At 61.2% G+C, this 14,990-nt stretch carries 13 protein-coding genes; 2 read left to right on the top strand and 11 right to left on the bottom strand.

Features of this window, described 5'->3' with window-relative positions:
* Window positions 1-20 precede the first annotated feature (20 nt).
* The 7 genes from AB1384_14535 to AB1384_14565 form a co-directional block, all read right to left on the bottom strand.
* Entirely contained in the window at window positions 21-2,129 is a 2,109-nt protein-coding gene (locus AB1384_14535) for a chemotaxis protein CheA (GenBank protein MEW6555489.1), read from the bottom strand.
* Window positions 2,130-2,170: 41 nt separating this feature from the next.
* Entirely contained in the window at window positions 2,171-3,223 is a 1,053-nt protein-coding gene (locus AB1384_14540; GenBank protein ID MEW6555490.1) for a chemotaxis response regulator protein-glutamate methylesterase, read from the bottom strand.
* Window positions 3,224-3,248: 25 nt separating this feature from the next.
* Window positions 3,249-3,614, bottom strand: a complete 366-nt coding sequence (locus AB1384_14545; GenBank protein MEW6555491.1) for a response regulator — start codon at window positions 3,612-3,614, stop codon at window positions 3,249-3,251.
* 46 nt (window positions 3,615-3,660) lie between these two features.
* Entirely contained in the window at window positions 3,661-4,128 is a 468-nt protein-coding gene (locus tag AB1384_14550) for a chemotaxis protein CheW (GenBank protein ID MEW6555492.1), read from the bottom strand.
* A 90-nt stretch (window positions 4,129-4,218) separates the two neighbouring features.
* Complete coding sequence (locus tag AB1384_14555) at window positions 4,219-5,505, bottom strand: methyl-accepting chemotaxis protein (GenBank protein MEW6555493.1); 1,287 nt, start codon at window positions 5,503-5,505, stop codon at window positions 4,219-4,221.
* A gap of 13 nt (window positions 5,506-5,518) precedes the next feature.
* Complete coding sequence (locus AB1384_14560; GenBank protein MEW6555494.1) at window positions 5,519-6,901, bottom strand: HAMP domain-containing methyl-accepting chemotaxis protein; 1,383 nt, start codon at window positions 6,899-6,901, stop codon at window positions 5,519-5,521.
* A gap of 286 nt (window positions 6,902-7,187) precedes the next feature.
* Window positions 7,188-8,084, bottom strand: a complete 897-nt coding sequence (locus tag AB1384_14565; GenBank protein MEW6555495.1) for a protein-glutamate O-methyltransferase CheR — start codon at window positions 8,082-8,084, stop codon at window positions 7,188-7,190.
* Window positions 8,085-8,390: 306 nt separating this feature from the next.
* Here AB1384_14565 and AB1384_14570 point away from each other — a divergent pair, with 306 nt between their 5' ends.
* Window positions 8,391-9,674 carry a PLP-dependent aminotransferase family protein gene (locus AB1384_14570; GenBank protein ID MEW6555496.1) on the top strand — a complete coding sequence of 428 codons (1,284 nt, stop codon included), beginning with the start codon at window positions 8,391-8,393 and terminating at the stop codon, window positions 9,672-9,674.
* Window positions 9,675-9,686: 12 nt separating this feature from the next.
* Window positions 9,687-10,637, top strand: a complete 951-nt coding sequence (locus AB1384_14575; GenBank protein MEW6555497.1) for a D-alanine--D-alanine ligase — start codon at window positions 9,687-9,689, stop codon at window positions 10,635-10,637.
* A gap of 4 nt (window positions 10,638-10,641) precedes the next feature.
* On the opposite strand, the gene AB1384_14580 is transcribed toward AB1384_14575, so the two are convergent.
* The 4 genes from AB1384_14580 to jag form a co-directional block, all read right to left on the bottom strand.
* Window positions 10,642-11,502, bottom strand: a complete 861-nt coding sequence (locus tag AB1384_14580) for a ParB/RepB/Spo0J family partition protein (protein ID MEW6555498.1) — start codon at window positions 11,500-11,502, stop codon at window positions 10,642-10,644.
* A complete protein-coding gene (locus AB1384_14585; GenBank protein ID MEW6555499.1) occupies window positions 11,495-12,430 on the bottom strand; it encodes an AAA family ATPase in 936 nt (311 codons plus the stop codon). The genes AB1384_14580 and AB1384_14585 overlap by 8 nt, the downstream gene beginning before the upstream one ends.
* Before the next feature lie 64 nt (window positions 12,431-12,494).
* A complete protein-coding gene (gene rsmG / locus AB1384_14590) occupies window positions 12,495-13,190 on the bottom strand; it encodes a 16S rRNA (guanine(527)-N(7))-methyltransferase RsmG (GenBank protein ID MEW6555500.1) in 696 nt (231 codons plus the stop codon).
* 1,153 nt (window positions 13,191-14,343) lie between these two features.
* Complete coding sequence (gene jag / locus AB1384_14595) at window positions 14,344-14,799, bottom strand: RNA-binding cell elongation regulator Jag/EloR (GenBank protein ID MEW6555501.1); 456 nt, start codon at window positions 14,797-14,799, stop codon at window positions 14,344-14,346.
* Window positions 14,800-14,990 lie beyond the last annotated feature (191 nt).

Below are 14,990 nucleotides of genomic sequence, written 5' to 3' on the forward strand. Positions count from 1 at the left end.
TTAACCGCTTTAGATCCCTATCAGGATAACAGAGTAGGGATATCAAGTATAAGCGCTACATCGCCCGTTCCCAAAATAGTGGCGCCGCCGAAGCCGCGTATCCGCTTCAGGTAGCGGTCCAGGCTGGTAATGACGATCTCCTGCTGGCCCAATAACTCGTCAACCGCGATGGCCACGCTCTTGAGGGCTACTTCTACCACGACCACGGGGAAACTCCCCTGTCCGTCCTCGTCATGCAGGCCCAGGTAACGGCCCAGGCGCATCATGGGGATGGTCTCGTCCCGCAGGAAGATGACTTCCTGGCTGGACACGTATTTCACCTCGTGGGACGAGATCACGGCCGTCTCGGCCACGACCCCGAGGGGAATGGCGTATATCTCCCCCGACACCTTCACAAGAAGTGCCTGGATTATGGCCAGGGTCAGGGGCAGTTTCAAGGCGAAGCTGGTGCCCTCGCCCCTGACGCTCTGCATGATCAGCATGCCGCCCAGGGACTCCACCCGGTTCTTGACCACGTCCAGCCCCACTCCCCTTCCGGACACGCCGCTTACCTCCTCCGCCGAGGAGAAACCGGGCATGGCCAGAAAGCGGAGGACGTCTTCGGGCCCGAGGGCTTTCCTGTCCTCCTGCGCTATCAATCCCATCTTCTCGGCGATATCGAAGATCTTCTGCGTATCGACCCCCTGGCCGTCGTCGGAGACCTCGATGGAGACGTAGTTGCGGTCGCGCCTCGCCACCAGCTTTATGCTCCCCCGACGCGGCTTGCCTCTCGCCTCGCGCTCGTCCGGGGAGTCTATGCCGTGGTCGACGGCGTTGCGCAACAGGTGCATGAGGGGGTCGCTGATCTCGTCGAGGATGGTGCGGTCCAGCTCGATGTCCTTGCCTTCGACCACGAAGTCCACGTCCTTGCCCCGGCTCTTGGCCAGGTCCCTGACCATGCGGGGGAAGCGGTTGAATATGTGTTCCACCGGCACCATGCGGGTCTTCATCACCTCGTCCTGGAGGTCCGCCGTCAGGCGAGCCATCTGGGCCAGCGCTTCCTTCAGCTCCGGGCTGTTGAGCGAGGAGGCGATCTCCTGCAGCCTGGTGCGGTTTATGACCAGCTCGCCGATGAGGTTCATCAGGTTGTCCAGGCGCGAGATGTTCACGCGCACGCTCTGGGTGCGCACCGGCGGCGCCGTGGCGGCGCTGTCAAACGGCCTGGTCTCGACGGCCTCTGCCCTTTCGGCCTCTTCCTCGTACGCCTCTCCCGCTTCTTCTTCCTCCTTGATGGGTTGCTCCATGCCGTCCGGGGGCAGCAACTCTACCTCTTGCACCTCCGCTATGGTCAACAACGCCCTGCGCACCGCCTCCGTTCCCTCCTCGGTCACGAAAAGCACCTCGAAGGAGCGGTCGAATTTTTCGTCCTCCAGGTCCTCGACGGAGGGGCGCGAGGTCGCCACCCGTCCTATCTGAGCGAGTTTCTTAAAGATCATGAAGACCCTGACCGATTTCAGGACGCAGTCCTTGTCCAGGGTGATGCGCAGGCGAAGGCTCTTTTCCTCCGCCCCTTCCCCGGCTATGGCCTCCGGCCCCTCCTCCGCGGCCACTCCCGCCTCTTGCGCCGCCACCGCTTCTTCTTCCGCCGGCTCGACCTGCGCCCCCTCCTCTTCCTCCCGCTGCGCGGCCGCGGCCTTGGCCTTCCGGCCGGGCTTCTTCTTGGCGGGTTCCGGGGGTTTCTCCAGCCCCGTAAGGCTGCCTTTCTCCCCCGCATAAACAGCCCGCAGGGCCTCTATCAGCGCCCTGGTGTCCAGCGCCTTGCCGCCCTCCTGGGCGATGTTCGCGACCATCGCGCCCAGCATGTCGAAGCACCCGAAGAGCAGGTCGACGATGTCCGTGTCCACCTCGATATCCCCACTGCGCAGGCCGTCCAGTACGTTCTCCATCTCGTGCGACAGTTCCGTGAGCTGGTCGAAACCCATGGTCGCGGACATGCCCTTCAGGGTGTGGGCGGAGCGGAATATCTCGGTGAGGACGTCCGGGTTTCCCGGGTCCTTTTCCAGGTCCACCATGGACTGGTTGAGGGTTTCCAGGTGTTCCTGGGCTTCGTTGATGAAGAGCTCTTTATATTGAGAGATGTCCATATCCATGCGGCGGCATCCCTTTCAGGCTGAGATCATCACAGTTGCTGTTACAACAGCTCCATCACCTTGTCCGGTATCATCTCCAGGGCAACGACCCAGTCGACACAGCCCTTCTCTATGGCCACCTTGGGCATCCCGAACACCAGGCACGTCTCTTCGTCCTGGGCCACCGTTGACCCTTTGCCGTTCTTTATCTTTTCCATGCCCTTGGCGCCGTCCGAGCCCATGCCGGTCATGATCACGCCCACCGCCGCACCGCCGTATACTTCGGAGGCGGTGACCATGGTCGTATCGATATGGGGCGAGGCGCCCACACGGTACTTCGAGTCCATCAGTTCGACCCTGCCCGACCGCGATGTGTCCGACACCACCATTAGGTCCTTTCCCCCCGGCGCCACCAGGACGCGTCCGGGGACCAGCTCCTCGTTCTCCTCGGCCTCTTTCACCTGCAGCGCGCAGATGTTGTTGAGCCTGCCGGCAAAGGAACGCGTGAAAACACCCGGCATGTGCTGCACGATGATGATGGAGGCTGGGGTGTCCGCGGGGAACCGAGGCATTATCTCCGCCAGGGCTTTCGGCCCGCCCGCCGAGGCGCCTATGACCACGACCTTCTCTCCTCCCGCCACAGCCCTGGAGACGGCGGGTTTCTTGCCCGCCCTGCGGCGCGCCTGCCTCCCCATGATGTAGTCGCGCGCCTGTGCCGCGGTCTTTACTTTGAGCAAGACCTCCTCCCGCACCTCCTTGACCGCGGAGGGGTAGTGCGAGGGCTTGGTGATGAAATCCACGGCCCCCAGCTCCAGGGCCTTCAGGGTGGCCGTGGCTCCTTTCTGGGCCAGCGCGCTGAGCATCACCACCGGCAGGGGGTGCTTGCGCATGATGTACTCCAGCGCGGTGATGCCGTCCATCTCCGGCATGTGTATGTCCATGGTCACCACATCGGGCTCGAGCTCGGCCACGGCGCGGATGGCTTCTACGCCATTGGATGCGGTGCCGATCACTTCCGTCTCGGAGTCCCCGTTGATGACGTCCATCAGGAGCTTGCGTACCAGGGCGGAATCGTCAACGACAAGTACCCGGATTTTCTGGGGCAAAAGATTCACCTCCTCCCCGCACGGGGAGAGCAGATCATTCCTTGAGGGCTTTCTCCACAGCCTCTATGACCTTAGACGGTTGAAAAGGCTTGATGATAAAGTCCTTAGCCCCTGCCTCCAAGGCTTCCACCACCAGAGGTTGCTGCCCCATGGCGCTGCACATCAGGATCTTAGCATCGGGGTCTATCTTCATTATCTGCTTGACCGCCTCGATGCCGTCCATCTCCGGCATGACGATGTCCATGGTCACCAGGTCCGGCCTCATCTCCTTGAAGCGCTCCACCGCTTCAACGCCGTTCTCGGCCTCGCCAACCACATCGAAGCCGTCTTTGGACAGGATGTCCCTGATCATCATGCGCATAAAGAGGGCATCATCGACGATCAGCACGGTCGGCGCCATCCTTTCCTCCTTTCATCTACCCTTCGCTATTCCACGCTTCTTGTGGTTAAAACCCGAGTCCCGCCATCTCCTGCAGCGAGAGCACCTTGGTCAGGTCGAGCAGGATTATCAGGCGGTTGTCCTGCTTCACCACTCCCTGCAGGTAAGCGGCTGAGATGTCCGTGGCCAGGGTCGGGCTCGGCTCCACCTCATCGGCGCTGATGCGCAGCACCTCGGACACCGCATCCACGATCATGCCCACCTTGATGTCTTCAGCCTCTACCACGATGATGCGGGTGTCGCTGTCCCTCTCCCCAACCTCCAGGTTGAGGCGCTTCGACAGCTCCACCACGGCGATGATCTGTCCGCGCAGGTTGATGATGCCCTCCACGAAATGGGGGCTCTTCGGCATGCGCGTTATCTCCTCCATGCGCATGATCTCGCGCACCTGGGTCACCTCTACGGCGAATTCCTCCCGCCCCAGGCTGAAAACGACCAGCTGGAGCTCGTCCGCCGCCCTGGCATCGTCCGCCATGATCATCTCCTCCCGCGCTATGCGCGCCGCCTCGCCATAAGCTCAATATATCCCAACTCCCAGCCGCTCACAACGAACGGCCGGCCGGGGTCACACCCTGTATTCCCGCTGTATCTCGCGCAGGCGGTTGGCTATCTCGTCCAGCTCCTGCGCCGCGGCCGTGACCTCCTGCATGGCCGCCGTCTGCTCCTCGATGGAAGCCGAGACCTCCTCGGTGGAGGCGGCCGACTCTTGCGAGATGCCGGCGATGGAGTTCATCACCTCGACCACCTTACCGCTCTTCTCGGCTATCTGCTGCGTCGCCTCGAATATGGCCGAGACCCTCTCGGCGATGCTCTGAGAGGCGTCGTCGATCTCCCGCAGCATGAACTGGGCTTCCGCGACCACGAGGTTCCCCTCCTCGGCCTCCAGCGTTCCGCCCTCCATGCCTTCGATGGTATGATCGATGCCGCGCTGTATCTCCCGCACCAGGTTGGCGATCTGCGACGCCGCCTTGGCCGAGCCCTCCGCCAGCGTCCTCACCTCGCCGGCGACCACCGCGAAACCCCTGCCCTGTTCGCCCGCACGCGCCGCCTCGATGGCCGCGTTGAGCGCCAGCAGGTTGGTCTGGTCGGCGATGGAGGTGATGACGTCCACTATCAGTCCGATCTGAGCGGAGTGTTCGCCCAGTTCCCTGACGGCGTTTGCGGATGAGTCCACGGTGTCCTTTATCTGCTGCATCTTCTTGGTCGCCCTCTGCACGGCTATTACGCCCTTCTCCACCGTCTCCCTGGCCTGGGCGCTGAACTGGCTGGCCTCCTGGCTGCGGTCGGAGGCGTTCTGTATCTCTTCCACGATCTCGGTCACCGTTCCCTGGGCCTGCATGATGGCGTGCACCTGCTCCTCGGAACCGCGGGCCAGCTGAGAGATGGTGTTGGCCGTGTCCTGCGCCGTCTCGGTGGTCTCGCGGGAGACGCTCGACATCATCTCGCTGGCCGCGGTGAGGTGGTCGGCAGTTTCTGCCTGCTTCCTGAGCATGCTTCGCATGGACTCCGCGAGATCGTTCAGGCCGTCGAAGAGGTCCCTGAACATGCCTTCCTTGAACGGCGTCTCCACGTGGGCCGTGAAGTCCCTCTGGTTCATCCTTCTGATGGTCATCTCCATGCCACCCAGGGGCCGGACATATACGCGCGTCAGGTAAAAGACGGCGGACGCGACGATCAGCGCAACCAGGACCGCGCCGAACAGCAGTCCCGTCAGGGCCGGGCTCCAGGACAACTCCACCGCCGCATAGCATATGCCGATGATCCCGCCCACTCCCAGCGGGAACGCGATCGCCGCGGCCAGCAGGAATATCTTCATGGCCTCCCTGCGGAACTTCGCCTCCTCGTCTTCCATCCCCACCCCCCGCCTATACCCGGAACCCTCGTACCAGCTGGTTCAGCTTTTCCGCCATGGCCGCCAGCTCCGCCGCCGCGGCGGCCATCTCCTGCATGGACGCCGTCTGCTCCTGTACCGTCGCCGAAGCCTCCTCGGAGGAAGCGGCGGTCTCGTCGGCGATGCTGGCGATCTCGGTGATGGCCTTCAGCGCCTCGTCGTTGCCCAGCACCTGCTCCCGCGTGGTCTCGGCGATCTCGCTGGCATAGCGCGAGGTGCTCTGGATGGAGACGGCGATCTCCTGCAGGGCCCTCCCGGCCTTCTCCACTACCTCGGTGCCCCCCTTGACCTGGTCTATGGCCGAATCGATGCTCCCCCGCATCTTGTTGACCCCGGCCTGTATCTCGCGGATGAGGTTGGATATCTGCTCCGCGGACTTGCGTGAGTTCTCCGCCAGGCTCCTGACCTCCTCCGCCACCACGGCGAAGCCTCTGCCCTGCTCGCCCGCGCGCGCCGCTTCGATGGCGGCGTTGAGGGCCAGCAGGTTGGTCTGGTCGGCCACGCTGGTGATGACGTCGACGATGATCCCGATCTGCATGAAGCGCTCCTCCAGGCCGGTGCTCGCTTCCACCACCGCCTCGGCCGCGCCGCGGATCACGTCCATGGCGCTCGCCGTGTCCACGGCAGCCTCTGCCCCCCTCTGGGCGGTCTCTATCGCCTCCATCGCCGCCTGGTTGGACAGGTCGGCCTTCTCGGCCATCTCCTGCATGGAGGAACTCATCATCTCCATGGTGTGCGAGGTGTCCAGCACGCGTCGGGCCTGTTCTTCTCCACCCTTGGCGATATGCGAGATGGTGCTCGAGATGTCCTGGCTGGAGGCGTTCATCTGCTGGATGACGGCCGACATCTGCTCCGCGCTGCTGTTGAGCTCGCTGGCTATTTTGCCGATCTCGGCCACCGATCCCCGCAGGGCGCTGATCATGACGTTGATGGAATCCGCCAGCCCCCCGAAGGTCTGGCGGTCTTTGACCACTATCTGGCGGGTAAGGTCTCCGTCTCCGGCTGCGACCTGCTGGACCTGCCACGTCATCTCCTTCATCGAGCCTGAAAGCCAGCGGAAGAAGAGCAGGGCCGCCAAGGCCGCAAGGACCAGTTCCAGGGCGAAGAGGATGATGGCCGCGACAAGGGCGCCACTCAAGAGTCCGTCCGTGGATTCGATCAGCTCCTGCTGCTCCCCGCTGTCCCTCGCTACGGCGGCATCTCCAGCCCTGGATGCCCCCGTAGCCAGCAGGGCTATGCCCACCACGCCAGAAGCAAGAACTAGGACCAGAAAGAAAGCCGCCGCCGCCAGGGCCAGGGTACGGATGCTCAGCTTGGCCCCGGGGTCCCTCTCGACCGCTTCGTCACTCTTTTTCATGGACCATACCTCCACTATCTTTAAACCGTTCCGCTGGCGGCCCTCCGGTCCGGTCCCCGTTGTCTCCAGGGCGTGAAACGCCGCCGCTCTCTCCGGCACCACTACCTAATAGTTTTTCCCTGGCTGCCCGTTCTCCCTTCTCCGGGGTTCGTGCTGCCGTTTTTCTTTCTCTCATGGTCCGAGGTTTCTTGTCTTCCGCAACACTCTCCCTATTGTTTCGACTTCCATGCCTTTCTGCTGAATGGTTTCCGTGCCCGGCTCCCTGGGCCTCCAGGAAGGCCTTGCCTCACCGTGCCGCTGACCGCCGCTCGGGCTCGGCCTTGAAGGTCGCGCCATCCTTGCGGTAGACCCTCTCCCTCCTGCTGAAGGGGGTCAGTCCGCTCTCGGTCATGCCCAGGATGGCCTCGCTCTTGCCCAGCACCAGAAAGCCGCCAGGGCGCAGGCACTTGTGGAACGTCTCCAGGATGTGGTGCTGCTTCTCCCTCTCGAAATATATGAGCACGTTGCGGCAGAGAATGAGGTCGAGGTGGCGCAGGGGCGGGTGTTGCATGATGTCCAGGAGCAGAAACCGTACAGGCCGTTTTATCTCCTCTTTGATTACGTACCGCTCCCCATCCCTTTCGAAGTAGTCGTCCAGGACCATGCCGGGAAGCAGTTTGGCCTCCTCGTAGCTGCCCGCCCGGGCCTTCTCCAGCGCTTTGTCGTCGAGATCGGTAGCCGTTATGCGCAGCATCCAGGACTCTGGCCCCTTCTCCCTGGCCAGGGCCTCCCGGAAGAGGATGGACATGGAATACGGCTCTTCGCCGGTGGCGCAGCCCGCGCTCCAGGCGCGCAGGCTGAACGCGCGGTTCTCTCTTTTATAATGCAACAGTTCCGGGATGACCTGCTTCCTTATCACCGCGTATACGTCCGGGTCGCGGAAGAACTCGGTCACGTTTATGGTCAGGTCGTTGATAAGGCGCTTGCATTCGTCGCGGTCCTTCTTCACGTACTGGCGGTATTGCAGGTAATCGCTGCACCCGGTGGCCCTCATGCGCACGCCTATGCGCCGTTTCAGGTAGTTCGGCTTGTACTGCCTCAGGTTGAGGCCCATGTCCTCCTGTAGTTGGCGAAGGAGCATGTCCAGCCCAGCTTCGCTTTCCCTCGCCTTCTCTCTCGCATCCTCGAGATCAGACCCGTTCATCTCTTCTCCATGTTCCACCAACGACATGAATCGCCCGCGGGTCTTCCCGGGTGGGCAACACGGCCCATCGCAGCATCCCCCGTATATCGTGACCCGGCAAGGGCAAGCCCAGGCTCAGCACAGGACAACCCGCTTCCTGCAATGCAGTTATCGACCCAGCCAGCCCCTTTCTTAACCGCCACGGAAAGCTCTGGAAGTGCAGCGATATCCCGGCGGTTCGCTGTCAAGCCCCCGGGGAATGCTTTATACTACTTCTCATAAAGACGGAGCTTGCCGGGGTTTTCCGTACTGAAGAGGTGTATAGACATGTCCCAGAGGTTTACCCTCGATCCCTTCAGCGACATATATGCACACCGCACCCAGAGCATGTACACCTCGGAGATACGGGACATGCTCGCGGTCACCGCGCGCCCCGACATCATCTCCCTGGCCGGCGGGCTCCCGTACACCCAGGCCATGGACCCCGAGACCATCGCGAGGTCGGTGCGCAGGGTGCTCGCGGAGGACCACGCCACGGCCCTGCAATACGGCCCTACCGACGGCTTCGCTCCCCTCAAGCACTGCCTCGTCGAGGTGATGCGCGAGGAGGGCACGCCCTGCTTTCCCGAGGACATCATCATCACCAACGGCGCCCAGCAGGCGCTGGAGATGATCGCCAAGATCTTCGTCAACCCAGGTGACCATATAATCACAGAGGCCCCCAGTTACGTGGGCGCTCTCAACAGTTTCCTCAGCTACCAGCCCAGGATCCATGCCGTGCCCATGGACGGGGAGGGAATGGTCCTGGGTGCCCTCCGCGACGTGCTGCGGGAGCTGGCCGCAGCGGGGGAGGCGGTTAAGTTCATCTACACCATACCGAATTTCCAGAATCCGGCAGGAATCACCATGAGCGCCGAGCGCCGCTTCGGGCTGCTGGAGCTGGCCCACGAGTACGATTGCCTGGTGGTCGAGGACAATCCCTACGGCATGTTGCGTTTCGAGGGCACCCGGTGCCCTACCCTGCGCAGCCTTGACGAGAGCAGGGTGATCTACCTGGGGACGCTGTCGAAGATCTTCTCCGCCGGCATGCGCATCGGCTGGGCGGCCGCGCCCCACCCCATCCTGGACAAACTGTTGCTGGCCAAGCAGTCGGCCGACCTCTGCAGCTCCTCCTTCACCCAGATGGTGGCGCACAGCTATTTCACCGGCGAGGACTGGAAGGGCCAGGTGCACCAGCTCAACGAGATCTACCGCAGCCGGCGCGACGCCATGCTGGGAGCCTTGCGGGAGCACCTCTCCGGTATCGCCGGGTGGACGCGTCCGGAGGGGGGCCTGTTCGTATGGGTCACCTTACCCGGTTTCATCAAGACCTCCGAGATGCTCGCGGCGGCAATCGATGCCAAGGTCGCGTACGTCCCGGGTGGCGGTTTCTTCCCCTACGGGGGCGGAGAAAACTGCATGAGGCTCAACTTCAGTTATTCGGATGAAGAGACGATCCACGAGGGTATCAAGCGACTGGCAAAAGTTACCAGGCGGGAGATCTCCCTCGCCAGGGCCCTGGGCCACGAAGTGCGGGGCTTCCCGGAGGAACCGTCTCGCGGTGACCGTTAGGGGGTCAGTATCATGCGCATATGCGTTCTCATGGGTGGCAGATCTCTGGAGCGCGACGTCTCGTTGCGGACTGGGCGCAGGGTATCCAACGCCCTTGCCGCATTGGGCCATGAGGTCCTCGACCTGGACGTCGACGAGAACCTCGTACCCATTCTGCAGAGGGAGCGCCTGGACCTTGTGTATATCGCGCTCCACGGCAAGTTCGGCGAGGACGGCACCGTGCAGGAGCTGCTGGAGATACTCGATATCCCCTATACGGGTCCCGGGGTGTTCTCCAGCGCCATCGGCTTCAACAAGGCGCTCTCCAAGGAGATATTCATGCGCGAGGGCATCCCTACTCCTCCCTTCTTCGTGCTGAGCGAGGCCACCTTCCAGGAGATGGGGGCCGTGCACGCCCTCTCCTCCGTGGGCGACAAGCTGGGGTTTCCGCTAGTGGTCAAGCCCGCCGCCCAGGGGTCCGCCCTGGGGATCAGGATAGCGGCCTCGCGGGAGGACCTCCCGGAAGCCGTGCGCACGGCACTGCATTACGACGAGCGTGTATTGTTGGAAAAATATGTTAAGGGGACCGAGGTCGCCGTCAGCATCCTGGGCAATGACGAGCTGCGAGCGCTTCCCCCGGTCGAGACGGTGCCCCACGGCAGCTTCTTCGATTTCGATTCCCGCTACACACCGGGCATGACGGAATACTACTGCCCCGCCCGCCTCGACGAAGCCGTCGCGGAGAGGGCCGTGGAGATGGCGCTCCTCACCCACCGCGCACTTGGGTGCCTCAACGTCTCACGCGTGGACATCATCATCGACGAGGCGGGGACGCCCCAGGTGCTTGAGCTCAACATCAGCCCGGGGATGACCGAGACCAGCCTGCTGCCCATGGCCGCCGAGAGCGCCGGGCTCGACTTCAACGAGCTGGTGCGGGAGCTGGTGCGGCTCGCGATGGAGAAGTACGAGCAGGTCGACTGGTAGTATATTACAGCTGTTCCGGCTCCCCGGCCGCGATCCCTATCTCCGCCAGGAGGCGCTGCAAGTCCTTCTCCCCCTTGAACTCTATGATTATCTTTCCTTTGCGTTTTCCCTGCATGACCCGGACCTTTGCCTTCAGGCTCGCGGATATCAGCTCCGCATACTCGACCAAAGACTGGGGCCTCTCCCTCGGGGGCTGTTCCTCTCCCCCGCCCAGGCGCTTGCGCGCTATCTCTTCCGTCTGTCTCACCGAGAGGTCCTCCTCGATGATGCGCTGCAGCAGCACCGCCTGGTATGGATCGCCCTGCAGGGCAAGGAGCGTCCTTGCATGGCCGGGGGTTATCTCCTCCGCGACCACGGTGGCTTGAACCTCAACTGGAAGTTGAAGGAGGCGCAGGGCGTTGGCCACCGTGGACCGGCTCTTGCCGACTTTCTGCGCGACCTCGTCCTGGGACATCCCGAATTCCTCCATGAGCTGGCGGTAGGCCGTGGCCTCCTCGATGCCGTTGAGGTCGTCGCGATGGAGGTTCTCGACCAGCGCCAGCTGCAGGCACTCGGGCGTTTCCGCATCCCTTATCACCGCCGGGATGGATTTTGCGCCGGCAAGCTTGGCGGCCCTCCACCTCCTCTCGCCCACCAGGATCTCGTATCCCGTCCCAGCGGGCCTGACGATGATCGGCTGCACCAGGCCGTGCTCCTTGAGGGAAGCGGCGAGCTCCTCGAGGCTCTCCTCGTTGAACCTCCTTCGCGGCTGCGCCGGATTGGGGGAGATGCTGTCTATCGGGATCATCTCGTGCCGGGGCTGCTCCGCGGCGGTGCTCGTGGTGATGAGGGCTCCAAGACCTTTGCCCAAACCTTTCTTAGCCATGGGATATCACTTCCTTTGCCAAGTCCTGATATGCCAGCGCCCCTCGGGACAGCGGATCGTACTGCGAAATGGGCTGTCCGTAGCTGGGGGCCTCGCTGAGGCGTACATTGCGAGGTATTACGGTTATAAACGTCTCGTTCGGGTACTGTTTTCTCACTTCCTCCATGACCTGCTTGGATATGTTGGTGCGCGCGTCGTGCATGGTCAGCAGGATCCCACCGATACGCAGGTCGGGATTGAGGTAAACCCTTATCTTCTCTATGGTGCGCAGCAGCAGCACCAGTCCCTCCAGGGCATAATATTCGCACTGGATGGGGATCATCACTTCGTCCGCTGCCGCCAGGGCATTCACGGTGAGGAGTCCGAGTGACGGCGGGCAGTCGATGAGTATGATATCGTAGTTTTTCCGTACTGGTTCCAGGCCCTTCTTCAGGCGCCCCTCGCGAGAGTATACCGATACCAGCTCCACCTCGGCGCCCGCTAGGCGGAGCGAGGACGGGGCCAAGTCTAAACCCTCAGTAGAGGTCTGGACTATGATGTCCTCCAAAGGGATCTCGTTGACCAGCACATCGTAGATCTGTCCGTCGCTCGAGAGGGTGCTCGCTCCGAGGCCGCTGGTGGCATTGCTCTGCGGGTCGAGGTCCACCACCAGGACGCGCTGCCCCTCCATGGCAAGATAGGCCCCCAGGTTTATCGCAGTCGTGCTCTTCCCCACCCCGCCCTTCTGGTTGGCTATAGCCACTATCCTTGCATGATCCGGTACGCCCTCATTCTCGGCCTCTTCCGCCCCGCTCTCGGCGCCGGGCACCATCTCCGCGGCCGCTTCCCGCGTGGTCTCTCCGACTTTCTCCGCCATCTCTTCCCCCGGCTCGCCCGCCGTTGACGTTTCCCCCGTCACCGCCGCCATTCCGGTCTCTTCCATCTCCATAGGTCCTCACCTCGCGACTGGAATCTCCCGTGGCACCATCACCAGCTGGGTTTTTGCCGCGTACTCAGCGGCCTGTCTTTTCCAAAACCACCAGGTAGTTATCCCTTCCCACCAAGCGCTGCGTTGATTTAATGGTCTGCAGTCCATATCCCTTATCTTCCAGTGCCAACGATTCTCTTCTTATCCTTTCAGCCTCTGTTTTCCCCACGAAGAGCACCAGCCTGCCGCCCTCGCACAATAGCGGCCGCGCCATCCTGTACATGCGCGATGGGTCCATCACGGCGCGGGCTATCCCTATCTCATAGGCATTGAGCTGGTCTTCTTCCTTGACCATCTCCTCCATGCGAGCCGCATACACCCTCACGTCATCCAGTTCGAGTATGCGGCAGATATGCCTCATAAACGTTACCTTTTTCCTCTGGGCTTCCATCAGGGCCAGCGGAAATCCCCCGACTGCCAGGTACAACGGGATTCCTGGCAGTCCTGCTCCGCTGCCTATATCCAACACCTCCTTTCCTCCCTCTAGCAGCCCCCGTACACTCAAGGGGGTCAGGGCATCCTTTATCAGCTCTATCAGCCCCTCTACCCCCACTTTTCTTCCGACGAGATTGTATGCTTTATTCCATTTTCGCAGCTCGTTGGCGTACGTAATCATCTTTTTTGCGTTTTCTTCGCTGATCTCGCAACCTATTCTGTCTGCAGTCTTGAGCACCGCCTCCATCAGTTTTTCGGAAAGCTCGTCTCTCTCGACCACCATCATGCCCGTTCTTTCTTGTTCTTTCGTTTTTCTTTCGCCGTTCGCCTTTTTATTTAAGTTTCTTTGTTTGTCTTTGCTTTCCTTTTTTATTCTGGGGTCTATTGGTCGAGCGTCCCTTCCTCCAGGGCTATCTAGCATTGTTTCACGTGAAACAATGCTCTCGCCTTGTGCCCGCTCATGCCCTGCTCTTGCGTTTTAGGCGTTTTCTTTGTTGATGCGTTTCATTATAGCACTCCATAAAAGTCCTGCCACTACAATCGCCTGTTTTTTGTTTCACGTGAAACGCGCATATCTCGACCCTGTTTTCCAGGTCTCCCGTGCGATTTCGCCCGGTTTGACCCTGTTCTTCGTCTTTCTGTCCCTATATATCCTGCATACCACCCCCTTTATCTTGATAGGCTCTTCCCAGGTACCTTTTTGCTTCCTTTAATAAATGTGGGCTTTTATGCCGCGACATTCCCGGAAATGCGCTTTTGTGCGCTCTTGGGGATGCGGCCCTGGTTCGTGGTCCGACATTCAATCCCCCGAGGGCCCTTTTGCCATATATCTATTCATGCAATTTTGCCGGATGAGCCCGTCAGGATACTTATGGCAAGGCTCTACCTGAGGTAACGGTTGATACTTTCACCTGTGCTCTGCCCTTTTTCCCTTTAAGGTCCGGGTTTTCTTGTTTCTTCGCTCCCGCTTCCCAGAGAGGATAAACGCCGCTCTACGGGTATGGCCGTCCTTCTTAACCCGCCATACAGGGATGAAACCGGCTTAAAAACATATAGTTCGGAGCCGAAAAAGCAGTAAAACAACGCGTTTTTCTTTCTGGCAGCGAGAAACGGTTTATCTCGTGGTGGTTTTTAGCTCGTAACCCTGCGTCGCGCCGAGGGGATTGGGGTGAAAGGGGCTCGTGCTTGCGGCGCGGCGCTGGTGTCTCTCGTCTGTCCCCGCTGCGGACCTCCCATTGCGCATATCTGCACAGCCACTCCGGTGCCTTGCCCATGATCGACATGCTGCTCGCCATGTCCGCATGTGCAATCACCTACACCATGTGCCCTTATTTCAGCGTAAATCGTGCCGTCGTTATCATTTAGCGGGCTCATAAGCAGGTTTTTTATAAAAATCGCCTGCGTTTCACGTGAAACGCAGGCTGGGGTTGTGCGGGGGTTCAGGCCGGCGATATTATGATCCTCCTCTGGGGATCCTCGCCCTCGCTCTTGCTTTCCACGCCGGCGAAATCCTTTAAGGCATCGTGAATGATCTTTCTCTCTCGCGGCGTCATGGGCTCCAGTTTCACCGGTTTCCTGGTCGTTATGGCTTTGTCGGCCATCCTTTCCGCATATTCCCTCAGCTTCTGGCGCCGCCTTTCCTTGTACCTCTCCACGTCTATGACGATCCTCCGCACCTCGGGGCATGAACGCCGCACGATGGTTGTAACGATATCCTGAAGCGCCTGCAGGGTGGACCCCCCTCTGCCGATGAGGATACCCAGATCGTCTCCCCACACGTCAACGTGGATCTCCTCTTCGTCCTCCCAGCTTGTCACCCTGGTGCGAAGGTCCATTAGGTTCACGATATCCACGACGACGCTCTTCGGCGTCAACTCCCGCTCGACCGTTTCCATGGCGACATTCTCCTTCTGCTATCGTTTCTTTGAGCCGCCCTTGCCCCCAGAGGGGCCCTTCTGGGGCGGCTTTTTCTGCTGCGGTGGCGGCCCCTTGGGCCTCCTCACCTGGGACGACGACTTCCCTTTGGCCGGAGTCGCGCCCTTGCCGGCAGCTCCTCCCTGCTTTGGTTTCTGTCCGGCCGGTCTCT

The sequence above is a fragment of the Actinomycetota bacterium genome (genome assembly GCA_040757835.1).
GTDB lineage: Bacteria > Actinomycetota > Geothermincolia > Geothermincolales > RBG-13-55-18 > SURF-21.